This is a genomic window from Mycobacterium yunnanensis, from assembly GCF_025823185.1.
Taxonomy (GTDB): Bacteria; Actinomycetota; Actinomycetes; order Mycobacteriales; family Mycobacteriaceae; genus Mycobacterium; species Mycobacterium yunnanensis.
On sequence record NZ_JACKVK010000003.1, the window covers coordinates 286,592 to 311,878 of the forward strand.

At 68.7% G+C, this 25,287-nt stretch carries 29 protein-coding genes and 1 pseudogene; 13 read left to right on the plus strand and 17 right to left on the minus strand.

Translation table 11 applies throughout. The features are described 5' to 3' along the window. Positions 1–119: 119 nt before the first annotated feature. From H7K45_RS05075 to H7K45_RS05085, 3 genes and pseudogenes are all read left to right on the plus strand, one after another. Positions 120–1,010, plus strand: a pseudogene (locus H7K45_RS05075) (HNH endonuclease signature motif containing protein); the annotation flags it as partial. A gap of 13 nt (positions 1,011–1,023) precedes the next feature. After that, positions 1,024–1,620, plus strand: a complete 597-nt coding sequence (locus H7K45_RS05080; protein WP_263994676.1) for a cysteine hydrolase family protein — start codon at positions 1,024–1,026, stop codon at positions 1,618–1,620. A gap of 52 nt (positions 1,621–1,672) precedes the next feature. Next, entirely contained in the window at positions 1,673–2,326 is a 654-nt protein-coding gene (locus tag H7K45_RS05085) for a pyridoxamine 5'-phosphate oxidase family protein (RefSeq protein WP_263994677.1), read from the plus strand. Here H7K45_RS05085 and H7K45_RS05090 read toward each other — a convergent pair. Continuing rightward, positions 2,315–3,142, minus strand: a complete 828-nt coding sequence (locus tag H7K45_RS05090; RefSeq protein WP_263994678.1) for a nitrilase-related carbon-nitrogen hydrolase — start codon at positions 3,140–3,142, stop codon at positions 2,315–2,317. The genes H7K45_RS05085 and H7K45_RS05090 overlap by 12 nt on opposite strands. A gap of 95 nt (positions 3,143–3,237) precedes the next feature. Here H7K45_RS05090 and H7K45_RS05095 point away from each other — a divergent pair, with 95 nt between their 5' ends. The 3 genes from H7K45_RS05095 (at position 3,238) to H7K45_RS05105 (ending at position 5,198) form a co-directional block, all read left to right on the plus strand. Then, positions 3,238–3,708, plus strand: coding sequence for an Rrf2 family transcriptional regulator (locus H7K45_RS05095; protein ID WP_263994679.1), 471 nt, complete (start codon positions 3,238–3,240; stop codon positions 3,706–3,708). A gap of 58 nt (positions 3,709–3,766) precedes the next feature. Then, on the plus strand, positions 3,767–4,780 hold the full coding sequence (locus H7K45_RS05100) for a nitronate monooxygenase (RefSeq protein ID WP_263994680.1): 1,014 nt from the start codon (positions 3,767–3,769) through the stop codon (positions 4,778–4,780). A gap of 121 nt (positions 4,781–4,901) precedes the next feature. Next, positions 4,902–5,198 (plus strand): hypothetical protein, encoded by a 297-nt coding sequence (locus tag H7K45_RS05105; RefSeq protein ID WP_263994681.1) that lies wholly within the window; start codon positions 4,902–4,904, stop codon positions 5,196–5,198. A gap of 16 nt (positions 5,199–5,214) precedes the next feature. On the opposite strand, the gene H7K45_RS05110 is transcribed toward H7K45_RS05105, so the two are convergent. The 5 genes from H7K45_RS05110 to H7K45_RS05130 all read right to left on the minus strand — a co-directional run bounded on the left by H7K45_RS05110 (position 5,215) and on the right by H7K45_RS05130 (position 10,373). After that, positions 5,215–6,726, minus strand: coding sequence for a sensor histidine kinase (locus H7K45_RS05110; RefSeq protein WP_263994682.1), 1,512 nt, complete (start codon positions 6,724–6,726; stop codon positions 5,215–5,217). Further along, on the minus strand, positions 6,723–7,490 hold the full coding sequence (locus tag H7K45_RS05115) for a response regulator transcription factor (RefSeq protein WP_276069531.1): 768 nt from the start codon (positions 7,488–7,490) through the stop codon (positions 6,723–6,725). The genes H7K45_RS05110 and H7K45_RS05115 overlap by 4 nt, the downstream gene beginning before the upstream one ends. A gap of 67 nt (positions 7,491–7,557) precedes the next feature. Continuing rightward, on the minus strand, positions 7,558–8,421 hold the full coding sequence (locus tag H7K45_RS05120; protein ID WP_263994683.1) for a DUF4097 family beta strand repeat-containing protein: 864 nt from the start codon (positions 8,419–8,421) through the stop codon (positions 7,558–7,560). 21 nt (positions 8,422–8,442) lie between these two features. Further along, positions 8,443–9,087 carry a response regulator transcription factor gene (locus H7K45_RS05125; protein WP_263994684.1) on the minus strand — a complete coding sequence of 215 codons (645 nt, stop codon included), beginning with the start codon at positions 9,085–9,087 and terminating at the stop codon, positions 8,443–8,445. Beyond that, positions 9,075–10,373 (minus strand): sensor histidine kinase, encoded by a 1,299-nt coding sequence (locus tag H7K45_RS05130; RefSeq protein WP_263994685.1) that lies wholly within the window; start codon positions 10,371–10,373, stop codon positions 9,075–9,077. Before H7K45_RS05130 ends, H7K45_RS05125 begins: the two co-directional genes overlap by 13 nt. A gap of 143 nt (positions 10,374–10,516) precedes the next feature. On the opposite strand from H7K45_RS05130, the gene H7K45_RS05135 reads away from it, so the two are divergent. Both H7K45_RS05135 and H7K45_RS05140 read left to right on the plus strand, forming a co-directional pair. Beyond that, positions 10,517–10,948, plus strand: a complete 432-nt coding sequence (locus H7K45_RS05135; RefSeq protein WP_263994686.1) for a DoxX family protein — start codon at positions 10,517–10,519, stop codon at positions 10,946–10,948. 54 nt (positions 10,949–11,002) lie between these two features. Next, positions 11,003–11,884, plus strand: a complete 882-nt coding sequence (locus H7K45_RS05140; protein WP_263994748.1) for an LLM class flavin-dependent oxidoreductase — start codon at positions 11,003–11,005, stop codon at positions 11,882–11,884. 24 nt (positions 11,885–11,908) lie between these two features. Here H7K45_RS05140 and H7K45_RS05145 read toward each other — a convergent pair whose 3' ends face one another. From H7K45_RS05145 to nthB, 6 genes are all read right to left on the minus strand, one after another. Beyond that, positions 11,909–12,994 carry a substrate-binding domain-containing protein gene (locus H7K45_RS05145; RefSeq protein WP_263994687.1) on the minus strand — a complete coding sequence of 362 codons (1,086 nt, stop codon included), beginning with the start codon at positions 12,992–12,994 and terminating at the stop codon, positions 11,909–11,911. A 70-nt stretch (positions 12,995–13,064) separates the two neighbouring features. Beyond that, positions 13,065–13,505 (minus strand): MarR family winged helix-turn-helix transcriptional regulator, encoded by a 441-nt coding sequence (locus tag H7K45_RS05150; protein ID WP_263994688.1) that lies wholly within the window; start codon positions 13,503–13,505, stop codon positions 13,065–13,067. 82 nt (positions 13,506–13,587) lie between these two features. Further along, entirely contained in the window at positions 13,588–14,106 is a 519-nt protein-coding gene (locus H7K45_RS05155; protein WP_263994689.1) for a DUF1097 domain-containing protein, read from the minus strand. Positions 14,107–14,116: 10 nt separating this feature from the next. Then, positions 14,117–14,491, minus strand: coding sequence for a nitrile hydratase accessory protein (locus H7K45_RS05160; RefSeq protein WP_263994690.1), 375 nt, complete (start codon positions 14,489–14,491; stop codon positions 14,117–14,119). Next, on the minus strand, positions 14,492–15,082 hold the full coding sequence (gene nthA, locus H7K45_RS05165; protein ID WP_263994691.1) for a nitrile hydratase subunit alpha: 591 nt from the start codon (positions 15,080–15,082) through the stop codon (positions 14,492–14,494). It abuts the gene before it with no gap. Between the two features lie 31 nt (positions 15,083–15,113). Then, positions 15,114–15,809 (minus strand): nitrile hydratase subunit beta, encoded by a 696-nt coding sequence (nthB, locus tag H7K45_RS05170; protein ID WP_263994692.1) that lies wholly within the window; start codon positions 15,807–15,809, stop codon positions 15,114–15,116. A gap of 254 nt (positions 15,810–16,063) precedes the next feature. Between nthB and H7K45_RS05175 the strand changes: the two genes are divergently transcribed. Genes H7K45_RS05175 through H7K45_RS05185 form a run of 3 tightly spaced genes read left to right on the plus strand, consistent with a single transcriptional unit; the run spans position 16,064 to position 18,098 of the window. Next, complete coding sequence (locus H7K45_RS05175; protein WP_263994693.1) at positions 16,064–16,291, plus strand: CbtB domain-containing protein; 228 nt, start codon at positions 16,064–16,066, stop codon at positions 16,289–16,291. A 12-nt stretch (positions 16,292–16,303) separates the two neighbouring features. Next, entirely contained in the window at positions 16,304–17,116 is an 813-nt protein-coding gene (locus tag H7K45_RS05180; RefSeq protein WP_263994694.1) for a CbtA family protein, read from the plus strand. After that, positions 17,103–18,098 carry an acetamidase/formamidase family protein gene (locus H7K45_RS05185; RefSeq protein ID WP_263994695.1) on the plus strand — a complete coding sequence of 332 codons (996 nt, stop codon included), beginning with the start codon at positions 17,103–17,105 and terminating at the stop codon, positions 18,096–18,098. Before H7K45_RS05180 ends, H7K45_RS05185 begins: the two co-directional genes overlap by 14 nt. Here H7K45_RS05185 and H7K45_RS05190 read toward each other — a convergent pair. From H7K45_RS05190 to H7K45_RS05210, 5 genes are all read right to left on the minus strand, one after another. Further along, positions 18,095–18,748: a class II aldolase/adducin family protein gene (locus H7K45_RS05190; protein ID WP_263994696.1), complete on the minus strand. Its 654-nt coding sequence runs from the start codon at positions 18,746–18,748 to the stop codon at positions 18,095–18,097. The genes H7K45_RS05185 and H7K45_RS05190 overlap by 4 nt on opposite strands. Further along, positions 18,745–19,782 carry a zinc-dependent alcohol dehydrogenase gene (locus H7K45_RS05195; RefSeq protein WP_263994697.1) on the minus strand — a complete coding sequence of 346 codons (1,038 nt, stop codon included), beginning with the start codon at positions 19,780–19,782 and terminating at the stop codon, positions 18,745–18,747. Before H7K45_RS05195 ends, H7K45_RS05190 begins: the two co-directional genes overlap by 4 nt. Next, complete coding sequence (locus tag H7K45_RS05200; RefSeq protein WP_263994698.1) at positions 19,779–21,290, minus strand: xylulokinase; 1,512 nt, start codon at positions 21,288–21,290, stop codon at positions 19,779–19,781. Before H7K45_RS05200 ends, H7K45_RS05195 begins: the two co-directional genes overlap by 4 nt. Next, a complete protein-coding gene (locus H7K45_RS05205; protein ID WP_263994699.1) occupies positions 21,287–22,117 on the minus strand; it encodes a DeoR/GlpR family DNA-binding transcription regulator in 831 nt (276 codons plus the stop codon). Before H7K45_RS05205 ends, H7K45_RS05200 begins: the two co-directional genes overlap by 4 nt. A 116-nt stretch (positions 22,118–22,233) precedes the next feature. After that, positions 22,234–23,121 carry a LysR family transcriptional regulator gene (locus H7K45_RS05210; RefSeq protein WP_263994700.1) on the minus strand — a complete coding sequence of 296 codons (888 nt, stop codon included), beginning with the start codon at positions 23,119–23,121 and terminating at the stop codon, positions 22,234–22,236. Positions 23,122–23,236: 115 nt separating this feature from the next. On the opposite strand from H7K45_RS05210, the gene H7K45_RS05215 reads away from it, so the two are divergent. Beyond that, on the plus strand, positions 23,237–24,472 hold the full coding sequence (locus H7K45_RS05215) for an alpha/beta hydrolase family protein (RefSeq protein ID WP_263994701.1): 1,236 nt from the start codon (positions 23,237–23,239) through the stop codon (positions 24,470–24,472). A 12-nt stretch (positions 24,473–24,484) separates the two neighbouring features. Continuing rightward, the gene (locus H7K45_RS05220; RefSeq protein WP_263994702.1) at positions 24,485–25,261 is read left to right on the plus strand and encodes an SDR family NAD(P)-dependent oxidoreductase; all 777 of its coding nucleotides are present in this window, start codon (positions 24,485–24,487) and stop codon (positions 25,259–25,261) included. Positions 25,262–25,287 lie beyond the last annotated feature (26 nt).

The window sequence follows — 25,287 nt, forward strand, 5'->3', positions numbered from 1 at the left end:
CCCCGAGGAACTGGGCAACACGGCCAAGAAACTCATGACCGCCATCGACCAGGACGGCCCCAAACCCGACGACGTCGAACGCGCCAGGAAGCGGTTCTTCCGGCTGGGCAAGCAGCAAGCCGACGGGACTGGGCAACACGGCCAAGAAACTCATGACCGCCATCGACCAGGACGGCCCCAAACCCGACGACGTCGAACGCGCCAGGAAGCGGTTCTTCCGGCTGGGCAAGCAGCAAGCCGACGGGATGACCCCGTTCACGGGGCTTTTGGACCCCGAAGCGCGGGCCACGATCGAACCGATCCTGTCCAAGTACGCCGCGCCCGGGATGTGCAACCCGGCCGATCACGAGCCCCGCACGTCGGGGACACCGTCCCAGGAACAGATCGACACCGACGACCGCACCGCGACCCAGCGCAACCACGACGCACTGATCGCGATCGGCCGAAGCGTGCTGTCCTCGGGTGAGTTGGGTCAGCACAACGGGTTACCGGTCACCGTCATCGTCTCGACGACGTTGCAAGACCTTGAATCCGGAACCGGGTCCGGGGTCACCGGCGGCGGGTCACTGTTGCCGATGGCGGATCTGATCCGAATGGCGTCGCACGCCCATCACTACCTGGCAGTGTTCGACAAGCATTCGAACGAAGCCCTGTACCTGGGTCGGACGAAGCGACTGGCCTCCGCGGGGCAGCGGATCGTCCTGCACGCCCGCGACCGCGGCTGCACCAAACCCGGCTGCACCGTCCCCGGCTATGGCACGCAGGTGCACCACATGACCGGCTGGGCCAAGAACGGACTCACCGACGTCGACGACGTCACCCTGGCGTGCGCTGGGGACAATCGCCTGGCCGAAAACGGCTGGACGGTCGAGCTTCGGGACGGGGTGGTTCAGTGGATCCCACCGCCGGAACTCGACGTGGGCCAAGCCCGCGTCAACTACCTCCACCACCCCGAACGACTCCTCGTGGAGCCGAATCCTGGAGACGATGACGAGTCGGCCGTCGCCTGAGTAAGTTGAGGCGATGAGCAATCCGACGCTGCGCGCACTCTCCGAACTTCCATCGACGCCGGCGCCACTGGCCGAGTCGACCCTGGTGCTGATCGACTGCCAGAACACGTACACCCAGGGTGTGATGCAGCTCGAGGGCGTGCAGGAGGCATTGGACGAAGCGGCGGCCTTGCTCGATCGCGCGCGGTCGGCCGGCATCCCCATCATCCACGTCCAGCACTCCGACGGCCCCGGGTCGCTCTACGACATCGACGGAGAGAGCGGCGCCATCGTCACGCGTGTCGCGCCGCGGGACGGTGAGGCCGTCGTCACCAAGCAGTATCCAAACTCGTTCGTGGAGACCAACTTCGACGACCAGTTGAAGGCGGTGGGCGCGGAGAACCTGGTGATCGCGGGCTTCATGACCCACATGTGTGTCAACTCGACCGCCCGCGGCGCCTTCAACGCCGGGTACTCGCCGACGGTGGTGGCCGCGGCGACGGCCACGCGATCGCTGCCAGGAGTCGGTGGTGAACCCGTGACGGCGTCCACCCTGCAGGCCGCCAGCCTTGCCGCGCTCTCCGATTTGTTCGCGATCGTGGTTCCCGACGGGTCGGGCATCCCCGGCTGACGCCGGAACAATCGAGTTGGCGTTGCGGGCATGTCCACCCGATGATGATCAGATGACCAAGCCCTCGACCCGAGTCACCCGACTCGCCGAGAAGCAAGACGAGTCGCGTAGCGCGCTCGAGGCGCTTCTCGACGGCACCCCGCTGGCCACCATCGCGCTAGTCCGGGACGATCACCCCGTGATCTTTCCGACCGGATTCGCCCGGGTGGGAACCGATCTGGTGATCCACGGGTCGACCGGCTCGCCGTGGCTCCGGGCGTTGTCGACTGGGCAACCGGCCGCGGTGTCGGTCACCGCCCTGGACGGCGTGGTCGTGGCCCGCAGCGCATTCGAATCGTCGTTCCGTTACCGCAGCGCGGCGCTGTTCGGCGTGTTCGAGCCGGTGTCCGGGGACGAGAAGACCGCCCTCCTGGACACCCTGACCGGCGCGTTCATCCCGGGTCGGGTCGCCGAGCTGCGACCCAGCACCCGCAAGGAGATCGCCGCGACGCTCGTGCTGAGAATGCCCATCGCCGAGGACAACTGGTCGTTGAAGGTCAGCGCGGGCTGGCCCGAGGATCCCGACGAGGACGTCGCGGGAGACGCCTGGGCCGGCGTCGTCCCGATGGCCGTGACCTATGGTGAACCCCTGCCCGCGCCGGACCTCACCGAGGGCATCCCCGTGCCGGCGTCGGTCCTGGCGTTCGCCGAGCGCTCAGTCCAGTAGGCCCGCGCGGCGGTAGAGATCCGTGCGCCGGTCACCGTGGACGTCGTTGTTGTCGTTGAACCGCTTGACGCGCGACGCGGCGAGGTCGACGTCGGCGGTGATGCTCCCCGGCGTGCCGTAGTCGGCGATCGCCATGGGATAGCCGTCGGCGTCGACGATTACGCTGCCGCCGACCCAGTCCTGACCACGTTCGATTCCCGAGCGGTCGCACACGGCGATCGCGAGGCGGTTCATGCCCGCGCCAGCGAGTGCCCGCACCTGCTCGGTCGGTCGCTCGCCGTCGGGCCTGGGCAGCAGCGGCCAGTTGACGGGCGCGCACAGCAGGTCCGCGCCCTGCAGCGCGACCGCCCGCACCCACTCGGGAAATTCGATGTCGTAGCAGACCATCACGCCCAGCCGACCATGGTCGGTGTCCACCACCAGCGGTAGATCGTCGGCGCGGTCGAACACCCGGTTCTCGGTGTCCCACAGGTGTGCCTTGCGGTAGACGCCGCGCAGACCACTGGGGTCGACGACGGCGGCGCTGTTGTACACCGCGTCGCCCGCGGCTTCGGGAAAACCCGCGACGATGGTCAGGCCGAACGACTCCGCGAGGTTGCCCCATTCGGTGATCGCGGGTCCATCGCGGGTCTCGGCCAGCGATTCGAGCTCGGCGCGATCGGCGAATACGTAGCCCGAGGACGCCAGTTCGGGCAACACGACGATCTGCGCGCCGTTGCGCGCGGCATCCTCGACGGCGGTGCGCGCGGAGGTCATGTTGCCGGTGGTGTCGCCGATGTGCAGGGGTATCTGACAGCACGAGACGCGGGTAGTCATCCGTCGATGGTGGACCATTCGGAGGGCAGGAGCGAAGCGACCCGGGAAATTGCCCAGCCCGCAATCCGCAGCCACGTCGGTGGCATGATTCGCCTATGCGGATGTCGGCCAAGGCGGAATACGCCGTCCGGGCGATGGTGCAGCTGGCCACGGTCGCCGACGGTGTCCTGGTCAAGACCGACGATCTGGCCAAGTCCCAGGGCATCCCGCCACAGTTCCTCGTCGACATCCTCTCCGACCTGCGCACCGATCGATTGGTGCGCAGCCACCGCGGCCGTGACGGTGGTTACGCGCTGGCCAAGCCGGCCGCCGAGATCAGCATCGCCGACGTGTTGCGCTGCATCGACGGCCCGCTGGCCAGCGTCCGTGACATCGGACTCGGGGACCTGCCGTACTCGGGACCGACCGCGGCGCTGACCGACGTCTGGCGCGCGCTTCGCGCGAGCATGCGGTCGGTGCTGGAGCAGACCAGCCTCGCCGACGTCGCCACCGGTGACCTACCCGCGCACGTCGCCGACCTCGCCGGGGACTACGTCGGCCAGGAAGAGGAGCGGGGTCACGGCTGACGCCTCGGGTCGGGCGGATCCACGAACCTTCCCGGTTGGGCCGTTGCAGGATGTACCCATGAGTTTCGACGTCCGCTCACTCGACAAGCCGGTGATCGTCGCTCCCATGGCGGGCGGACCCACGACGCCGGAGCTCGCCGCGGCGGCGTCCACCGCAGGCGGGTTGGGTTTCCTGGCCGCCGGTTACCTCACTGCGGCGGTGCTGGCCGAGCGCGTCGCGGCGGCGCGGGCGCTGACGACGGGACCGCTCGGGGTGAACCTGTTCGTCGTGCAGTCGAGTGCAGCCCGCCCGGAGGCCATCGCGCGGTACGCCAAGGAGTTGGCCCCGGAATCGGAGCGCTACGGTGCCCGCCTCGGGGATCCGCGCTACGACGACGACGACTGGTCGGCGAAGCTGGACGCGATGTTGGACCTCAAGCCCGAGGTGGTGTCGTTCACCTTCGGTCTGCCGTCGTCGCAGGAATGCAGCGCGCTCAAGGATGCGGGCATCGCCACCGTTGCCACGGTCACCACCCTGGCCGAGGCCGAGCGTGCCGTCGCATGCGGCGTCGACGCCGTCGCGGTTCAGGGGCCTGCGGCAGGCGGGCACCGCGGCACCCTCGATCCGGCCGCGGCCCCGGCGACGCAGCCGCTCGGCCAACTGGTGCGCTCGACGACCATTGCGCTCGACGTCCCCGTGATCGCCGCGGGTGGCCTGATGACGGCGGTGGACCTCGCCGACGTCTTCGCGCTCGGTGCCGTTGCGGCGCAACTTGGTACGGCCTTCCTGCTGGCCGACGAGTCGGGCAGCAGTCCGGTGCACCGCGCCGCCCTGAAGGACCCCCAGTTCACCGAAACGGTGGTCACCCGGTGCTTCTCGGGCCGGTATGCCCGCGGCATCCGCAACCGCTTCGTCGACGAACACGACGCGCAGGCGCCGCTGGGCTATCCCGAGATTCATCATTTGACCAGCCCGGTGCGGGCGGCCTCGGTTCGCGCCGGTGATCCCCACGGGGCGAACATCTGGGCGGGCACCGGATTCACGAAGGCCGCCGACGGGTCGGTGGCCGACATCATGGCGTCCTTGGTGTGACGGTCGGCCGGGGGTAAACCCCCGCCGATGTCTCCGGAAAGCGCCATGGGCCGAGGCGTCGCGCGCTCCTAGCGTTGGGTCATCGGGAGCGTCGGGCTCCCGGAACACCAGGGAGCTCATCGTGACCATCCATCGCACAACACTTTTCGCCGCCACCCTCATCGCTTCGGCGCTTGCCTCCGCCGGTGTCGCCGGTGCCGCACCCGGTGGCCCGTCGCGGGCCGAGCAGGTGGTTCGGGCGCTGGAGGCCGACGGCTACCACGTCATCGTCAATCGTGTTGGCACCGCTCAGCTCTCGTCATGCGCCGTGCGGTCCGTCCAGCCGGGGCAGACGTACTCCACCACCGATTCGCGAGGCGGGTCCTCGCCGGCGGTCACCGTGCTGGCCAAGACCATGCTCGTCGACCTGGCGTGCTGACGGGCCGGAGTACCGGTCAGGTACTCAGCGCGAGCTGGGATGTCTTGGACGGCAGCACTATGGTGAACGTCGTTCGGCCGCGGGCACTCTCGGCGACGATCGACCCGAGATGTGCCTCGACGATCGCCGACGTGATCGCGAGCCCGAGCCCGAATGAATTGCCGGCCTGGCGTGACCGTGACTTGTCGGCGCGCACGAAGCGTTCGAAGAGGTGCGGCAGCATCGCGGCGTCGATGCCGGGCCCGTCGTCGATGACTGTCAGCGCCGCCCGTTCGGCCATGTGGTCGGTGCTCAGCGTCGCGGTGACCGTCGTTCCGTCCGGTGTGTGAACTCGGGCATTGGACAGCAGGTTTGCCACGGCCTGGTGCAGTTTGGCGCGGTCACCGCGCACCCAGACCGGATGCTCGGGAACGTCGACCACCCACCGGTGCGCGGGAGCGGATACGGCCGCGTCGTTGACGGCGTTGACCACCATGTCGGCGAGGTCCACCTCGGTGGACTCCAGGTCTTGGCCCTCGTCGAGGCGGGCGAGGAGCAGGAGGTCCGAGACCAAGGAATTCATCCGCGCCGACTCGGATTCTATTCGCGCGAGCGAGTACTCGGTGGTCTCCGGCAGGACTTCGCTGTCTTGGCGGGTGAGTTCGGCGTATCCCTGGATCGCGGCCAGCGGCGTCCGCAGTTCGTGGCTGGCGTCGGTGATGAATTGCCGCATTCGGCGGTCGGATGCCGCGACGTCGGTCAGCGCCCGCTCGACGTGGTCGAGCAGCCGGTTCAGCGTCTCCCCGACGAGCCCCACCTCCGTCCGTGGATCTGTGTAGGACGGCGGGACTCGCGGCGAGATGGCGTACTGGTCGCGATTGAGAGGCAGCGCGGCCACCTCGGCGGCCGTGTCGGCCACACGTCCCAACGGGCGCAGGGCGACCCGGACGACGGCCAGTGTGCTGAGCGCGGTGACCAACGACGCCAGCGCCGTCAGGACGCCGACGATGACGGTCTCCCGGCTGGCTGCCGCGCTGGCCGGTCGCAGGGAAGCGCCGGTGACGAGGAGCTCGCCAACCCCGCCGGGCCTGCCGACCATGCGGTAGAGGCCGAGCCCGGGCAGCCAGACCGTCTCCGATCGATCGCCCACCCAGGATTGGCCGGCCAATTCGGCGATCGCGGCGGCGGGCACCGGCCCGGCGTCACCGTCGCCGAACAACGCGGAGTCGACGACCTCGCCGTTGCGCACCAGTAGCACGACGTTCCCTGGTGCCTGTCCGACCACCTGGCTCAGAGGTTTCATCGAATCCGGCTCGGGTCGCGCGCCCGACGGCAAGGCGGTGGATCTGTACTTCGTGACCGAATAGGCGAAACCGTCGGCAGCGGCGGCCAATTGCGAGTCGACGATTCCGGTCACCGACGCGCGCAACGTCAACACCGACATCGTGCCAACGGCCACCAGCACGGTGGCGACCACTCCGGCGACGCCCACCACGAGCTGCTTGCGCAACGACCACGTGCGCCAGCTCCAGACCCGCGACGCGCTCACCCGTCGGCCCGCAGGACGTAGCCGACGCCACGAACCGTGTGGATCAACGGCGGGTGCCCGGCGTCGACCTTCTTCCTGAGGTACGACACGTAGAGGTCGACGATGCTCGACTTGCCGCCGAAGTCGTAGTTCCACACACGGTCGAGGATCTCCTGCCTGCCGACCGCGCGGCGTGCGTGGCGCATCAGGTAGCGCAGCAGCTCGAACTCCGTCGAGGACAACGCAATCGGACGCCCGGCCCGCGTCACGGAATGGCCGGCGCCGTCGAGGACCAGGTCTCCCACCTGAAGGGTTTCGTCAGCCGCGGGGGCAAGGTACGCCGACCTGCGGATGAGGCCGCGCAGCCGGGCGACCAGTTCCTCGAGGTTGAACGGCTTGGTCATGTAGTCGTCGCCCCCCGCCGTCAGCCCGGTGACCCTGTCGTGTACGGAGTCGCGCGCAGTGAGGAACAGGATGGGGGTGTATCCAGAGGCGCCGCGGATCTCCTCGAGGACCGCGAACCCGTCCCGGTCGGGCAGCATGATGTCGAGCACCACCACGTCGGGTGGGTCCGTGCGGAACTTCTCCAATGCCTCGGCGGCGTCGTGGGCGACGTCGACGTCCCAGCCCTCGTACCGCAGGGCCATTCGGATGAGGTTGGTCAGCGCGCGCTCGTCGTCGACCAGGAGGGTTCGAAGATTCGACCCGTCGGCGCGGTGCATCCGCGGAAGCTTGCCCAAGATGGCGCGACGCGGTCCCGAGCGCTGTACCTCCGCTGACGACATGAGGTCATTGTGCCCAGGCGGGCGCGAACGTTCAGCGGATTCATAGCAGGCTCACATGAACACGGCGTCAGCCGTGCCGACGGGTGTCGACCGAGACGCTGCCGTCGTCGGACCGCACCGTCACCTCGGAGACGGCCGTGGCAGGGTCCGTGGTCTCCGGGACGTCGACCGACGCCGCGTCCAGGGAGCGTGTGCGCACCAGGTAGGGCCCGGTGGGCGGCACGCTGATCGACACGTCACCACTGCCGGTCGTCGCGGTGATCCGGCGCGGGGCGGGGTTGGCGAACGTCACCGCGACGTCACCGTCGACGGAGTCGACCGAGAAGGATTCGTTGACCGACAACGGCTTTCGGGATCTCACGTCACCGTCGCGCGCGGTGACGTCCACGACGTGCACGGCTCCGTTGAGGATGACGTCGCCGTCGGCGCTGCGGGCCACCAGCCGTGCGAGGTCGGCGTCGACGGTCAACGTCCCGTCGTCTTGTCGAGTGGTGACCGACAGGCGAGCGGCCACCGCCGGCGGCAGGGTGACGACCAGCTCACTCGGGCCGCCGAAGTCGACGATCCGACCCGGCCCCGTCGTGACGCGGATTCGCGTCTCACCGGCGTCGGTGGTCACGTCGAGGGCGGGTCGGGCGCCCCGAGAGGAACCCACGGTGCGCAAGTCGGCGCGGGCAGTGCTCGCCGCCGGATCCGACGTCACCCGGACGGAGACGTCCGACGCGTCGATGAGGAGCGCTGTCGTGCCGCCAGGTAGATCCTTGCCGTCGTTGGTGACCCTCAGCGAGGCGATGCCGAGGGCCGCCGCCACCAGCGCGGCGACGAAGGCGACGACGATCACCGTCGCGGCGATCACGAGCAGGACACGCAGCGCGGTGCGATTTCCAGGGGTGAGCGGTGGTGGAGCCGACGGGGGAGCCAAGGTGGTCACGGTGGAATGCCTTTCAGTGGTTCAGGATTCGAGGTAGCGGAGGACGGCGAGGACGCGGCGGTTCTCGCTCTCGTCGGGCGTCAGGTTCAACTTCGTGAAGATCGACGCGATGTGCTTCTCGGCGCTGCCGACCGACACGTGCAGCGACGCCGCGATCGCCGAGTTGGCCCGGCCCTCGGCCATGAGTTGCAGCACCTCGAGTTCGCGGGGGGTCAGCGACTCGAGGGTGGAACGCTGCCGCGACCGGATGAGAATCTGGGAGACGACCTCGGGGTCGAGCACCGTGCCGCCACCGCCCACGACCTCGACGGTGTCGAGGAACGACGGCACGTCGGCGACACGGTCCTTGAGCAGGTAGCCGAAACCCCTGGTGTCCGAGGCGATCAGGTCGGCCGCGTAGCGCTCCTCGACGTAGTGCGACAGGACCAGCACCGCGGACTCTGGATTCTGGCTGCGCAGCAATGCCGCCGCGCGGATGCCCTCGTCGGTGAACGTCGGCGGCATCCGGACGTCCAGGATGGCCAGCGCGGGCCGCAGTTCGTTGACGATCCGCAACAGGTCGGTCGCGTCGGCCACGCCGGCCACCACCTCGTGCCCGGCGTCGGTCAGGATGCGTTCGATGCCGGCCCGCAGCAACGCGGAGTCTTCGGCGATCACGATCCGCATGGCAGCACCGCCGTCACGATCGTCGAACCGGTGACCGGGCTGGACACCTCGAACGTGCCGCGGGCCGCCGTCACGCGCTCCCCGAGGCCCCGCAGCCCCGTGGCGTCGTCGTCGGCGGTCACCGTCGCGCCGCCGATCCCGTCGTCGTACACCGACACGAACAGCGCGTCGGACGCCTCGTCGAGGCGGACCGTGACGACGGCCTGGGTGGCCCGGGCGTGCTTGGCCACGTTGGTCAGCGCCTCGGCGACCACGAAGTACGCGCACGCCTCGACTTCCTCCGGCAGTCGTCGGGGTAGGCCGACCGTCAGCGTCGTCGGCACCCCGGACGTCTCGATGCGCTGTACCACCGAGGACAGCGCGGCATCCAGACCGCGATCCGGCAGGATGGTGGGCGCGATGCCGCGGACCACGTTCCGCAACTCCAGCAGGGCGCTCTTGGCGTCTTCGTGGGCCTCGCCGATGAGCTTCTTCGCCTGTGGCAGGTCGGTGTCGAGCTTGGTCTGGGCCAGGCCGATCGTCATGGCCAGGGACACCAGTCGCGGCTGCACGCTGTCGTGCAGGTCCCGTTCGATGCGGTGGCGTTCGGTGTGCGCCGAGGAGACCGCGCCGCGACGGGCGTGGGAGAGAGCGCTGACCTCGTGCTGGAGTGCGGCCGTCGCCGACGGCGGCAGCAACCACCGGTCCACGGCGGCGTCGACGATCGGGCCGAACACGACGATGCCGACGGCGGCGATTAAGGCGACGACGGCCAGCACCCACGCCAGGGGCGGTGAGACGAAACCGAATCTCAGGCCCACGTCACTGCGCCGGGCCGCCGTCGCGACCGCGGGGCCGACGACGGCGAAGGCCAGCAGTGCCAACGCGACGCCGGCGGCGAGGACGTCGACGGTCAGTCGCAGATAGTGGTGGCCGACCACCTTCCAGAAGCGGGCGCTGCCGATGTCGAGCCACAGCTGATGGGCCCAGTGCTGGAAGCCGTCATACGGTGAGATTCGGCGTGGGGGAACGGGAATGCCGAACCCGAACACCGCCTCGCTCCGGATGCGCTCCACCCGTTCGATTCCGCGGACGAGGTAGACGAATATCACGACGCCGACGGCGAATCCGACGACGGACGGGATCGACGAGATGGCGACGACGGCGACGAGCAGGGGAATCCAGAACCACACGACGCCCAGTGCGGCACCGGTCAGCATGGAGGCCGACGGGACCACGCCGAGGCGGCGGACGGGCGCAGGATCGTCCTGGCGTGCAGGCGGCATGTCGAGGGTCGTCGTAACCATGCCTTCAACCTAGGGAGTCGGGGCGCTCGGGCGGTATGGCGTTTTCCCGCGACGTCGACGGGGGATAACCCCCGCCCCGATGAGTTTCGTGCACTCGTCGTGTCTGCTCCGGTAGAAAAGCAACCCACAGCGAGGAGCCCTCCGTGAACGTCGACGCCCCCAGCCCAACGAGCAGCACCAACGCCCCCGCCACCACGTCGCGGCGCAGGACCGTGACCGGCGTCGTCATCAGCGTGTTGGTCGGCGCCTTCCTAGCCGTCGACGTCATCGGCAAGCTCGTCGGTTTCGCGCAGGTCAAGGAGGGGACCGAAGCGCTGGGCTTTCCCGCTCACCAGGCTCTGGTGATGGGCGTGGTGCTCGCGGTGTGCGTCGTGGTCTACGCGATCCCACGTACCGCGGTGCTGGGAGCGCTCGGGATCACGGCCTACCTGGGCGGGGCCGTCACCGCGAACATGCGAATCGAGGCGCCGCTGGTCAGCACCACCCTCTTCGCCGTCTACCTCGGGGTGCTGATGTGGGTCGGCATGGTGCTGCGCCGCCCGGAGCTGCTCAAGGTGGCCGGTCTGACTCGCTGAAGTCTGCCGCGGTGCTGACGGTCGGCATGCCAGAATCCGGTCGTGCACATCGGAATGACCCTGCCGGTGATGGAGCCCGATCTCGACGGCGCCACGCTGAAGCAATGGGCTCGCATCGTCGACGACGGCCCGTTCAGTTCGTTGTGCTGGGGTGAACGCATCGCGTTCGGCAATCCGGATTCGTCGACGTTGCTCGGGGCGGTGGCGGCGTGGACCGACCGCGTCCGCCTGGTGACGACGGTGGTGGTGCCGCAGTTGCACGACCCCGTCATGTTGGCGAAGGCCCTCGCCACGGGCGACATGCTCAGCGGTGGACGGCTGACCGTCGGCATCGGCGTCGGCGGCCGCAAGGAGGACTACGACGCGGTAGGTGCCGACATCGCGACCCAGACCATGCGCGGCATGGCCGAGCGGGTCGCGATCATGAAGCGGGTCTGGGCCGGGGAGAAGGTCACCGAATCGGTTCTGCCCGTTGGCCCCCCACCCGCACGAGTCGGCGGCCCACCGCTGCTGGTCGGGACGATCGGTCCCAAGACCGTGCGCAGCGCAGCCCAGTGGGCCGACGGGATGGCGGGCACCACCCTCGATCTCGACGTCGGCCAGCAGAATGCGTTGTTCGACGTCGCACGGGCCGCCTGGAGTGCGGCCGGCAAGCCGAAACCCCATCTGGCGACGTCGTTTTGGTTCGCCATGGGGGAGGGCGACGGCCCACGCGCGCAGATGCACCGGCACCTTCGTCGCTACATGAACTGGATTCCCGCCGAGTTCGTCGACGCGATGGCCCCCACGACGGGGTGGACGGGCGACGAGGACGACCTACGCGAGGTGTTGCGGGCCTTCGAGGCCATCGGCACCGACGAAGTCCACCTCATCCCGACCAGTGCCGACGTCGACCAGCTTCGCCGGGTCGCCGACGTGGCCGCGGACTTCATCTGACGCATGCACCTCGCGCGGACGGTGCTAGGCGGCCGAGATCCGCTGACGGACTTCGAAGTCCATGCCCACTGCCTCGGCGACGTAGATGTCCTGCGACATCTGGTTGCCGCGCATCGTGACCTCGCCCCGCGGGCTGACGTAGGTGAGGTTCTCCGCAGCCGCGGTGAGTTCGGGGATGCCGAGGGACCCTGCCCGGCTGGCCAGGTTGATGAGCAGCGTCAACGCCTCGTAACAGGATTCACCGATGCTGTTGAGGGCGGGCGCGGCGGGTCCGAAGCGGGAGTAGTAGTGCCCGGCGAAGTCCATGCTCGCCGCGGTGTTGAGCGCTTCGAAGTAGCCCGCGGAGGCGAAGAGGCCCTCGTTGCTCTCGGATCCGCTGGCCATCAGCATGTTCTCCTCGACGTGCGGGCTGAGCCGTGGCACCGCACTCGCCATGCCGGCCGCGGCGAACTGACGGTTGAACTCGACACCGTCACCACCGACCAGCAGGAGCAGCACCCCTGAGGCCCCGGTCGTCTCGACGTGCCGAATGGCTGCGCCGAAGTCGGAGGTGCCCAGCGGGAGGTACAACTCTCCCACCAGTGGGCGCCCGCGGGATTGGGCATGCAGGCGTGCGGCGGTGCCCGTCTCGCGCGGCCACACGTAGTCGTTGCCGATCACCACCCAGCGGTCGACTCCGTACTCGGTGTTCATCCAGTCCATCGCGGGGAGGAGCTGGCGGGCCGGAGTCTCGCCGGTGAGGAACAGTCCGGGGGTGCGTTCCCCACCCTCGTAGAGGGGGCCGTAGACGTAGGGCACCCGGTTGGCGGTGACCTTGGCGACCGCTTGGCGCACCGGCGAGATGTGCCATCCGGTGACGGCGTCCACGGCACCGAGTTCGATGAGCGCGGCGATCTCGGCGGCCACTGCTGCCGGTGCGCGGCTGCCGTCGACCGGAGTCAGGTTGACCCGGCGCCCGAGCAGACCCGCACGGGAGTTGACGTCGGCGATCGCCAACTCCGCGCAGGCTTCGCACGACGGTCCGTAGATGCCGGCAGATCCGCTCTGGGGGACCACCAGCGCGACGTCGAGCGTGTCACGTGCCGGGTCGACGGGAGACTGGCCGTACACGTGTCACCTCCTCCGCTCGTGCGCCCCATGGATCGTGACCGCCGAGAGTTACCACGGCATGTCGTGGGTGTTAGCGACCGGGAACCGGCAATTCCGAGAGTCTGGCCAACGTCGCGAGCAGCGCAGCGGCGGTGTCCTCGCCGAACTCGTCGACCAGTGCGCTCCGAAGGGATGCCTCTTGCCGTAGGAGCTTGCGCACCTTGGTCTTACCCTTCGCCGACAGGTACACGAGCACGCGTCGCCGGTCCGTCGCGTCGACGCGCCGGACGACCAATCCACCGTCGACCAACTTGTCCACGATTCGCGTCAGCGTCGGCGGCGCCACCGACATTGCCGTGGCGATGTCACTCATCGGGAGCCCGTTGCCGTCGCGCAGCGCCCCGAGCACCCGCCACCCCTCGATGCCGTTCACCTCGGCGTCCAGTAGCCCGGTCGACAATGCCTCAGTCCACCAGCGGCCCACCCGGAACAAGACCTCGGAGACGCTGTCCAGACTCGTGGTGGTGGGCACGGCCCCTCCTCTCGACACGCTCGTCGTCATTGCCAATTGTGTTTCCGGCCAGCATATCCGGCGTCGTCGCCGGATGCCGAACTCACGCGGGTTGCCCCGACTCGACGGCGCGGACGCCCGCCAGTCTGGCGATCACCGAGGCTCCCCACTCCGACGCGATCCCGAAGCATGCACCCACCAAGGCGGTGGCGGCGGCGATCAACGCCGGGTGCGACACCCCCGTGGTCAGGATGCCGTGTCCGGTGGCGGCGATCGTGCCGACGGTCATCGCGAAGCCGAACACGATCGCCGGGGTGGCCGACAGCCACGGGAGCCGGGACACCTGAACCATTGTCAGGCTGCCTATTCCGACCGCGACGGCCAGCAGGACGGCGCTGGAAGTGGCGCTGGCGGCCAGCAACGTGCACGTGGCGATGGCGATGCCCGCCCAGTTGCAGGCGACGGACTTCACCAGGCCCGCGGGGCCAGACCCGACGAAGAAGAACGACGCCCATGCCAGGAACAGCACCCATACAGGAAGCGGCCAGACCGTCGCGGTCAGCCACGTGGACAGGGCGCCGAACAATCCGACGCTGAGGGAAAGCGCGGTGGCCTTGCTCATGTCGGGGCTCCTAGTGGTGATGCGGGTGGTCGTGATCGTGGTCGTCGTGCGCGAGCAACGCCGCCTCGGCGGCGGTCCGCTCGTCGAGAGCCGTCGCGTCGAAGAACTCCTTGGTCGCCGCGAGCCGGCAGAACGCCTCCCCGAATTGGCGGTAGTACACCGCCGGATCGCACACGTCGGTCACACCCGACTCGTCGATCACCGCGATCAGGTGTTCCTTGAACTCGTCCCATTCGAAGGCGCCGGCCTTGCAGAGGTGCACGACGAGTCCGAACAGGCGTCCCTGCCAGGGGGCGTCGAAGACCAGTTCGCCGTTCGATCTCGGAAGGGCCGAGGCGCCCTGCCAGTCGTCGAACCCGGTGAGGTCAACCGTGGCCGTGGTCATCTAGGACCCCGTCCCGACCAGCGCGGTGCCGACCATCGAGTCGCGGCTGATCATCGGGAGGAGGTCGTCGACGCTCAAGCCGTCGGTGCCCTCGGGGCGACGGGGGATCACCAGGTATCGAATCTCGGCGCTGCTGTCCCAGACGTCGACCTTGACGTCCTCGGGCAAGTCGACACCGAATTCGGCCAGGACGCTTCGGGGTTCCTTCACCACCCTGGCGCGGTACTGGGGGTACTTGAACCATGCCGGCGGGATGCCGAGAAGTGTCCAGGGGTAGCACGAGCACAGCGTGCAGACGACGACGTTGTGTCGTTCCGCGGTGTTCTCGACGGCCACCATGTGCTCGGTCTGCAGTCCGGTGAATCCCATGTCGGCGATGGCGGCGGTGGCGTCGCGCAGCAGCCATTCCTTGTATTGCGGGTCGGTCCACGCCCTGGCGACGACCTTGGCGCCGTTGACGGGCCCCATGTCGTTCTCGAATGACGCGACCACCGCGTCGACGGCCTCGTGTTCGGCAAGGCCCTTCTCGACCATCAGCGACTCGAGTGCGTTCACCCGAGCTTCGACGTCGCTTAGTGAAAGCCAGTCCATCGTCTCATCTCCTCGTTCTCGTCGTGTGGGACTACGTGGTGGGTTCGAGGTAGTCCTCGAACAGGTCGGCGTACAGGTCGAATTCCTCGGGGGCGGCGTCGCCCCACAGTTCGGTCGAGGTGAACCGCACCATGTAGAGCTGGTGTGGCACGTCGGTCTGCTGGTGCGCACTGGCCGCCGGGTCGTGGAAGGCGCCGTACTGCTTGGCGATCACGCCGCTGGCGCGGTTGAGGTACCCGGGCAGCCGGTTGTGGCTGGACTCGTGGATGTTCTTCACCCGCACGGTGGCGCCCACGTCGTAGACGGGCGGCGCCTCGGCGGGCAGATCGTGGGGAGTGCCCTTCCACAGCACGTCGACCATCTTCTCGGCGAAGGGGGACAGCGTCGCCGGCTTCTCGGGGTGCGGCGTCATGCTCGGTGCGCCGAGTTCGACCATCCGCTTGTCGATCTCGTCGTGAGAGATGTACCCCTTGTCGTTGAGCAGCTTCTCCACCGAGAACAGCCAGTGCGCGTAGTAGGTGGAGTCGGTGTAGTCACTCCACCGCATCAGCTCGATGCCGTGGCGCTGCTCGTCGAGGTTGAACGCGCCCTTGGCGATGGCCATCGCGGTGACCGCGTGCATCCGACCCTCGAACGGGTAGCGCCAGTCGGGGATGCCGGGTTCGAGGAACTCGGTGGCGATGGGTCCGAGACCGTCGCGGCCTCCGACGTCGTGTGGACCGTGCATATCGGTGGTCTCCGATCGTTAGTTATGGCTGGAAATACTTCCAATGAGCAACTAAACCCACTCGTGCCGCACTTCGCAATCGCTACGACCAGGCCGTAACGCAGGATTTACAGCAGCCAACGCCCTTTGTTAAGAACGAGTTTCGGACGGCGTCCGACGTACCGCCGGGGTTGACGCGGACCGCCGCCTGGCCAAGACTCACCGCTACGCGCAATAGTTGCGCGATGGAACTATCTCACTCAGGAGGACCGGAGATGACTGCTTCCCACGAGTCGGCGGCGCGCTGGAGCGACGCCATCGAGACCCCGGACGGCACGGTGGTCGGCACGGCGCTGTGGCTGACCGGGACGACGGTGCTCGCCTTGATCGCCTATTACTTCTTGGGCTACGACCAGGGTGCGGTGTCGGTGTTCGGCGCGGACACCCACGTGCACGAGTTCGTCCACGACGCCCGGCACCTGCTGGGTTTCCCCTGCCACTGAACGGGATTCGACATGGAGAAGAAGTACATCGGTTTCGGGGTGGGATCGGGCCTGATCGCGGGGCTGGCCTCGTTCGGCTACGCACGCCTGGAGATCTCGCCGCTGATCGAGGAGGCCATCGGCTACGAGGAGGGTCGTGCCCATGCCGAGTCGTCGCTGACCGGTGAACACGGTCACGAACACGAGGTCTTCACGAGGGCGCTGCAGGAGAACGTCGGCGCCGGGGTGGGCACCCTGGTCTTCGGATTGGTGATGGGGGCGCTGTTCGCGGTGGCCTTCAGCGTCCTCCTGGCTGCGCTGCGTCGGCGCGGTGTGGCGGTCGACCCCCGAGCGGCGGCGGTTCTGCTCGCGGCCGTCGCCTTCGTGTCGACCACGCTTGTCCCGGCACTGGCCTACCCGCCCAATCCGCCCGGCGTCGGCCTCGAGGACACCATCGGGGACCGCACCAGCGCGTATTTGACCGTCGTCGTGGCGTCCGTGACGCTGGCGACGGTCGCCGTCGCCGTCGGCTTGCGACTGGTGCCAAGAGTCGGGGGCTGGACGTCCGGGATCCTCGCGACGGTGGGCTACCTCGCGGCCACGGCGACGGTCGTCATGCTGATGCCCTCCTTCCACGAGGTGCCAGGACCCATGACCGGGCCCGGGGGCGACATCGTGTTCGCGGGATTTCCCGCAGAGGTGTTGAGCGAGTTCAGAATCGACTCCCTGCTGGCCCAGGCCATCCTGTGGTTCGTCATCGCCTCGGGCTTCGTGGTGATGCTGCCCCGCGCGGTGCGCCTGGGTGCGGCTCGACCGTTGGCAGGAGCACTGCATGGCGACCGTTGAGTTCGCGCCGACCCCCGAGCAGTACGTCTGGACGTTCGGGGGAGCCGAGCCGGTCATGGAGGTGGCGCCGGGCACGGTGCTCAGGCTGTGGACCGAGGACGCGTTCGCCGGTCGCGTCACCTCGAGCGCCGACAAGCCCAGCGAGGTGCTCAACCCCAAGGAGCTCAACCCCCAGACCGGTCCGTTCTACGTCACCGGCGCCGAGCCGGGCGACACCCTGGCACTGCACGTGGTGGCGTTGGAGCCCGCGCGAGACTGGGCGGCGTCGACCACCATTCCGCTCTTCGGCGCCCTGACCGGAACCGACCGGACCGCCGGCCTGCAACCGCCGCTGCCCGAGTTGACGTGGATCTATCAGGTCGACCGGGCGGCGGGGCACGCCACGTTCGTCGGCCACGAGACCGACTTCACCATGACGATGCCGCTGGCGCCGATGCTGGGTACCGTCGGCGTCGCACCGGCGCTGCGCGAGGTGCGCACGACGTTGGTGCCGGACTACTTCGGCGGCAACATGGACACCCCGGAGTTGCGGACCGGAACCACGGTCTATCTCGGCGTCAACGTCGACGGTGCGTTGTTCTCCGTCGGGGACGGGCACTACCGCCAGGGCGAGGGCGAGACGTGTGGCACCGCGCTCGAGGGCGCGATGAACGTGACGATCGTCGTCGACTTGATCAAGGGCGGCGCGCCCGCCTGGCCCCGGCTCGAACACGACGACGCCCTGCTGACCGTCGGCTCCGCACGGCCGCTGGAGGACGCGTGGCGCTGTTCGCAGGTGGAGATGGTGCGGTGGCTGACCGAGTTGTACGGTCTGGGCCCGATGGATGCCTACCAGGTGTGCAGCCAGCTGTGTCAGTCCCCGCTGGCCAACGTCGTCGACGTCAACTACAGCGCGGTGACCAAGATCGCGAAGTCGCTACTGCCGCAATCGGATCCGTACTCGGGTACGCACGCGCGGCTACGGGCGCTCGCTCCGATCTAAGTGGACGCCGACTGCTGCCCGTAACCCGAGAGCCGGCGGCCGACCTCGGTGATCTCCTCTGCGGAGAGCACCCGCACCGGGGCGCCGCTGGCCATCGCGCGCAGCTGGACGTCGCACACGTACTCCAGGTAGGCCACCATGCTCAGCACCTTGGGCAGCGCCGCTCCGACGAGGACGGCGCCGTGGTTGCCCATCAGCGCGGCCGTCCGGTCGCGCAAGGCCGCGACGACGTTGTCGGCCAGCTGGGGGGTGCCGAACGTGGCGTACGGCGCCACTCGGACCGCGCCCCCGAAGAGAGCCGAATAGTAGTGCGAGGCAGGCACTTCGTCGACGACGGTGGACAGCGCCGTCGACGCCGGGCCATGCGTGTGCACCACGGCGGTGTGGCTCGACTCGCGGTACACGGCCAGGTGCAGCGCGAGCTCACTGGACGGTTCCAGGACCGCGTCGACCGGCCGGCCGTCGAGGTCGTGGATGCCGACGTCACCGGGCGCCATCGCCTCGTAGTCGACGCCGCTGGGTGAGATCACGACCAGGTCGTCGACCCGGATCGAGACGTTGCCCGCGGTGCCGACCACCAGACCGGAGCGGCTCAACGACAGGCAGGATTCCACGACCTGCCTGCGCTCGGATTCCAGACGGAGGCTCATGGTTCGAGGATGTACTTCGAACCGCGGCCTGCCGCCATGTCTTCCAGGCTCGGCACCAGTTGGTCGAGCGGGCGGCGTTCGGTGACCAGCATCGACCCGTCGACCTTGCGGCTGGCCAACAGTTCGACGGCGGTGCGCACGTAGTTCGGCGTGTGGTGGAAGACGCCCTTGAGCGTGTACTCCTCGTAGTGCATCGCGCTGGAGTCGACCGAGAACGGTGCGCCCTTGGGAGTGCCGCCGAACAGCACCGCGGTGGCACCGGGCCGCAATGTGCGGACGGTCTGCTCCCAGACCTGCGGCAGGCCAACGGCTTCGATGCCGACGTCGGCGCCGCGTCCGTGTGGCGTGCGCGACTTGATGAGCGCGACGCGGTCTTCGAAGTCGCCGGTGTCGGACAGGTCGACGACGTCCACCGCGCCGGCGAGCTTCGCCTGTTCGAGCCGCCACGGGGACTGGTCGACGGAGATGACGTTCGCCCCGCGCAGCGTGGCGAGGCGCGCGAACATCAGGCCGATGGGCCCGGCCCCGTGGACCACCACGGTGTCACCCAATTCGATGCCGGTCTCGGCCATTCCGTGCACGACGGTGGCCAGAGGTTCCAACGGGGCGGCGTCGGCGAAGTCGAGGTCGTCGGGCAGCTTGTAGGTGTTGCGGGCGACGATCGCGGCGGGAATCACCACCTCCTCGGCGAAGGCGCCGTTGAGGAATTCGAGGTTCTCGCACAAACTCTCGCGATTGCGGATGCACGCCCAGCAGTACCCGCATGGCACGGTGTTGGCCGCGGTGACGCGGTCGCCCACGGCGAACTGGTCGACGCCGTCCCCGACGGCGGTGATGACGCCGGCGAACTCGTGGCCGAAACGGGCTGGCAGCGTGGGGAAGAGCTTCGGGTGCCCGCGCCGGAACGACTTGAGGTCGGTGCCGCACGTCGCGGCGGCGCGGACCTCCACCAGCACCTCACCCGGTGCGGGCTCGGTGGACGCGACGTCCTCCAGCCGCAATTCGCCTGGCCCGTAGAACATGGCCGCTCTCATCGTTGGTCTCCTAGCGATAGGTCGTGCAGGTCGTGAAGCAGGTCTCTGGTGGTGGAGTAGAGGCGGGTGTAGACCGTCCGCAGGTCGGCATAGGCCTTGGCTGCCCACGGCCGCGGTTCGACGACGGCGTCGGTGCTGGCCAGTGCAGCCGCGGCCTCGGGCAGCGAGGCGTACTCGCCGATCGCGGTCAGCGCGATGGCGGCCGCGCCGAGGGCACTGACTTCGCCGGCGGCGCGCACCTCCAACGGTCGGTCGAAGACGTCGGCGAGGATCTGCGTCCACAGCGCGCTGCGCGCCCCGCCGCCCATCGCACGCAGCACCTCGACGCGTTCTCCGCGGGCGGCCTCCAAACCGTCGAGCTGCGAGCGCAATTCGAACGCGATGCCTTCGAGCAGTGAACGGTAGAAGTGCGCGCGGGTGTGACAACCCTGCCAGCCCACCGTCACCCCGGAGGCCTGGCTGTCCCAGTGTGGCGTTTGCGCGGCGTTCCAGTACGGCAGGGTCAGCAGGCGCTCGCTGCCGATCGGGAGTTCGGCGGCGTCGCGCTCGAGCGCCGGATCCGGCGCGCCGCCCAAGTCCGGATCGCCGAACCGTTGGCGGAACCACGTCGAGAGATACGTGCCCGACGAGCTGAACGTCTCGACGGTGGTCTGCCCCGGCATCGCCGAGATCATCGACCGGTACGCCCGCGCCGGAAGGTACGCGGTGGTCTCGCTGCCGATCACCACGGCGGTGCCCAGCACGAGGTAGGCGCTGCCCGGATCCGTCACGCCGAGGCCAAGGCCAGCCGTCTGGCCGTCCCCGGTGCCGGCGATCACCGCGACGTCGGGACCCAGACCCCACCCGTCGGCGACCTCGGCGCGCAGCGGCCCGAGCGGTGTGCCGGTGGGCACCAGATCGGGCAGTTGGTCGCGGCGCACCCCGGCCAGCTCGAGCAATTCCTCGGAGTAGTCACCGGTGGCCTGGTCCACCAGCGCCAGGGGGTCGACCGAGGCGGTGCTCGACGTCCAACGACCGGTCATGGCGTGCACCAGATAGGTGTGCACGTCGGCGATGTGCGCGCTGCGGGAGAGTGTTTCGGGCTCGTGGTCGCGCAACCACAGCAGCTTGTAGAGCCCGGGGGTGATGTCGGCGGGCTTGCCGCACAGCAGTTCGACGCGGTCTGTGCCGTAACGCCGCGCTTCGGCGTGCGCGCGGCCGTCCATCCAGAGCATGGCCGGTCGTACCGGCTCGTCGTCGCTGTCGAGGCAGACGAAGCTCTCGCGCTGATGGGTCACGCAGATGGCGGCGACCGACGCCAGGTCGTCGACGTCGGCGAGGGCTCGTCGCACCGCGTGATCGGTGGCCGTCCACCAGTCGGGTGCGTGCTGCTCGAACCAGTGTGGGGCGGGGGTCGCGGTGTCGAGGGCGTAGGAGCCAGCCCCGACCTCGCGGCCGGTGCGGTCGACGACGATGGCCTTGGCTGCCGTCGTCGAGCAGTCGACGGCGATGACCAGTGGGGAGTTCACGGCAGCACCTCCTCGGATGGCGTTGCCGTACTCGATCTGACGGCGACCACGACGTTCGCGCCGGCGTCCTCCAGTCGCTGCACGGCGTCGGGTTCGAGACCGTCGTCGACGACGACGGCGTCGAACTCCTCCACGTCACAGATGCGGTGAACGGCGCGTCGAGTGAACTTGGTGTGGTCGACGAGCAGGACGCTCAACTCGGCGCTCTCGATGAAGGCGCGCTTCAGATCTGCTGCGGCACTTGACGGATGGAAGCACATACCGCGGGACACGGCGGGCACCGACATGAACAGGACGTCGTAGTGCATGTCGCGCAACGTCCGGACCGACTGCGGGCCGACGAATGACGAGAAGTCCGCCACGTAGTCGCCGCCGACGGCGTTGAGCCGAACATCCGGGTCGGTCGCCAATTCGTTGATGGCGGGCAGGAAGTTCGTCACCACGGTCAGCGGCAGGTGCGCGCGAAGGGCGGGCAATATGCGCAGTGCCGTGGTGCTGTCGTCGACCGCGACGGCCTGCATGTCGACCCGTCCGACCGCCCACTGGTAGCCGGCCCGGGCCACCGCCTCCTTCTCGGCGACGTTGAGCCCGCGCCGCATCTCGACGCTGCGCTCGAATGCCTCACTGGGCGGGGCCTCCGCGCCGGAGCGCACCTTGCGCAGCATGCCCTGGGCGTCGAGTTGGTCGAGATCGCGGTGAATGGTCATGGTGCTCACGCCGAACCGGTCGGCGAGCTCGTCGATGCGGGCGCCGCCACGGGAGGTCACGAACGCCACGATCTCGGAGCGGCGGTGGACGTGACCGCTGATCCGCGGCGACTGCGCCATCGCCATCCCCCCCCCCCCTCATTCGCGTGCGTTCCTGCGAATCTATCACCGAACATCACATCAAAACATCAATTATGTGAGGTTCGGTTTGGGCTGGCGATCCGGCAACGCTGACCTCAGTGGCGGTGACGACCGTTCACCAGGGCTCGATGCAGCGCCTGAGTCGCCGGGGAAGCGGGGCGGTCGGCTGCGACCATCACGCCCAAGACGTGGCGGGGCGGCGGCTGGGCCAAGTCGACGAGGGCGAGCCTCGGCGCGGCGCCGATGACCGTCGTCGGCAGGAAACACAGCCCGATCCCGGCGGCGGTGAAGCGGACCGCGGTGTCGACGTCGTTGACTTCCACGCTGATTCGTCGTTGAACGCCGGCTGACCGAAACATCGCGTCCACCACTCGTCGGTTGCCCCAGTCGGTCGGAAAGTCGACGAAGGCCCGCGTGGACACGGCGTCGTAGCCGACGTTCTCGGCCGCGGCCAGAGGATCGTCCACCGTGGTTGCCAGGCCCAGTTGTACGTGGCCGACGGGCGTGCTTTTGACGCCGGGGCGCTCTCCGTCATGCGGCAGGAGCGCGAGGTCGACGAGTCCTTCGGCAATGGCCTCGGCATGCTGACCGTCGTTGCCGGGGGTAAGCCGCACGCGCACTTCGACATTCGGGTACCGCTGACGAAACGTCACGAGGGTGGCGGTGAGGTCGAGGTCGCCGGTCGAGAGCACCGTTCCGAGCGTGACCGTTCCGGTCACGTCTCCCTGGAGGTTGGCCAACTCCTCGTGGGCGACCCGCAGTTGGGCGGTCACGGTCCGCGCATGGCGCAGCAGTACCCGGCCGGCCTCGGTCAGTTCCGCGGTCCGGCCGCCGCGAACGAAGAGGGGCTGGCCGACCTCGCGCTCGAGGCGGCTGACCGCGGCCGACACCGTGGACTGCACCACGTCGACCCGGCTCGCACCCTTGGTGAAGTTGCGCGCCTCGGCCACGGCGACGAAGTACTGGAGCTCGCGCACGTCCACGAGCCCAAAGGTATCGGAGAAATCGATCGCAGGCATTCGAAACGTTCGTTGGACTCGATGACGGTTCCGTGGCGAGATGGAGTCATCGGCATCCGGCGATGACAGGAGAGACGACATGACCACGGCGCTTCGAAGCCAGCGATGGCGCGACCACGGCTGGCTGTTCGACCAGCAGATCAAGACCGCAGGCATCGAGTTCGACCAGAACCGCCTGGCGTACTCGTTGGGGCCGGTGCGCGACGAGAGCTCGGCCGCCGACATCGCGATCCTGCGGTCGACGACGCACAGCTTGGCCGACCTCACCTCGCTGAGCAGGTTTCACGCCGAGCGGCACGAGCGCCTCGCGGAGCGGCTGGAGGACCGCGGCGACGCAACGTCGGCCGGGTCGCACTGGTTCGCCGCTGCGCAGCTCTGGCTCCTGGCCGCCTACCCGCTGTGGGACACCACGCCGGAGCTGGTCGAGTTGCACGAGCGCAAGACCGCGGCGTTCGCCCGATGGGCGAGTGTCGCCTCCCACCACGTCGAGCGCGTCGACGTCCCGTTCGGCGACGGCGCGCTGCCGGGCTGGTTGCACCTGCCGGCGGGTGATCACGACGGTCGGCTGCCGATTGCCATCGCGGTCAGCGGCATGGACGGCGGCAAGGAGAGTCTGGTCAACCGGGTGGGCGACGAGTTCCTGGCCCACGGCATGGCGGTCCTCGCCCTCGACGGGCCCGGCCAGTCCGAGGCCGTGCTGCGTGGCATCTACACCAGCCCGGAGGCGTGGACCACCGTGGGCGACGCGGTCCTGGCGTGGGCCGACACCAGGGCCGACCTCGACGGGGACCGGGCGGTGGTCACCGGGGTGAGCTTTGGCAGCTACTTCATGACGTCGGTCGCCGCGAACACGCCGCGGTTGCGCGGCTGCGCGGTCGCGCTGCAGTGCTTGGAACCTGCGGGCCGCACCATCTTCGACGTCGCGGCACCCTCGTACAAGTCCCGGCACATGTGGATGGCCGGCCTGGAGCGGGACGAAGTCGCCTTCGACCAGCTCGTCACCGGCTACGACCTGCGCGACCAAATCACGCAGATGTCCGCTCCGTGGTTCGTGCTCGGCGGGCTGGACGACGAGTTGTGTTCATCCACATGGGTTTACGACCTGGCGAGCCGCTGTCCCGCCCCGGCGTCGACGCTGATGTACGAAGGGTGCCGCCACTCGCTACAAGGCCCCGCGGCGGCACTCGGGCCGTTCTTTCGCTCGGAGATGGCCGACTGGCTGGCCGCGCGCGTATCCGCGCGGCCGGTCGACGCGCACTCAGAGCACCACGTGGTCACGCGCAGCGGCCACATCGTCACTGCAGCAACGAAATAGGAGGAGAAGGACATGTCCAAGGCGACCACACTGACCGGCAAGCGAGCACTGGTGACCGGAGGTAGCCGCGGCATTGGCGCCGCCATCGCTCGAGAACTGGCGGCGAGAGGAGCGGACGTCGCGGTGAACTACGTCGCCGACTCGGCCTCGGCCACCGCGCTCGTCGACGAACTGAGTCGGGGCGGCGGCCGCGCCTTCGCCGTCCAGGCCGACGTCGGTGATCCAGCCCAGACGAAGAAGATGGTGGCGCAAGTGGTTTCGGAGTTTGGCGGCCTGGACGTCGTGGCCAGCAATGCGGGCGTCGAGCACTTCGGTCCCTTGGAGTCGATCACCCTCGACGACTTCGACGAGGTGTTCCACGTCAACGTGGCGGGTCAACTGTTCGTCGCCCAGGCGGCGGCCGCGGCGATGACGGACGGTGGACGCATCCTGTTGACGTCGTCGGTCAGCGCCCGCATCGGGGTCTACCAACACACCCTGTACGCGGCCAGCAAGGCCGCGGTGTCGGCGATGGTGCTGAACCTCGCGCCCGAACTCGCCGAGCGGGGCATTGCCATCAACGCGATCGCGCCGGGCGGCACCGCCACGGACATGGCTGCCGAGGTGGGGGAGCGCTACACGCCGCAGAGCCTGCGCGACGTTCCCGCCGACGCGGTGATCCGGTCGATGAACGCGATCGGGAGGATGGCCGAGCCGGCCGAGATCGCCGCCATCGCGGCATTCCTACTGTCCGACGACGCCTCCTACGTCACCGGCGCCACCATGGACGCGTCCGGCGGCTGGATGTAGCGATCGGTGGTCATGCGGAATAAATT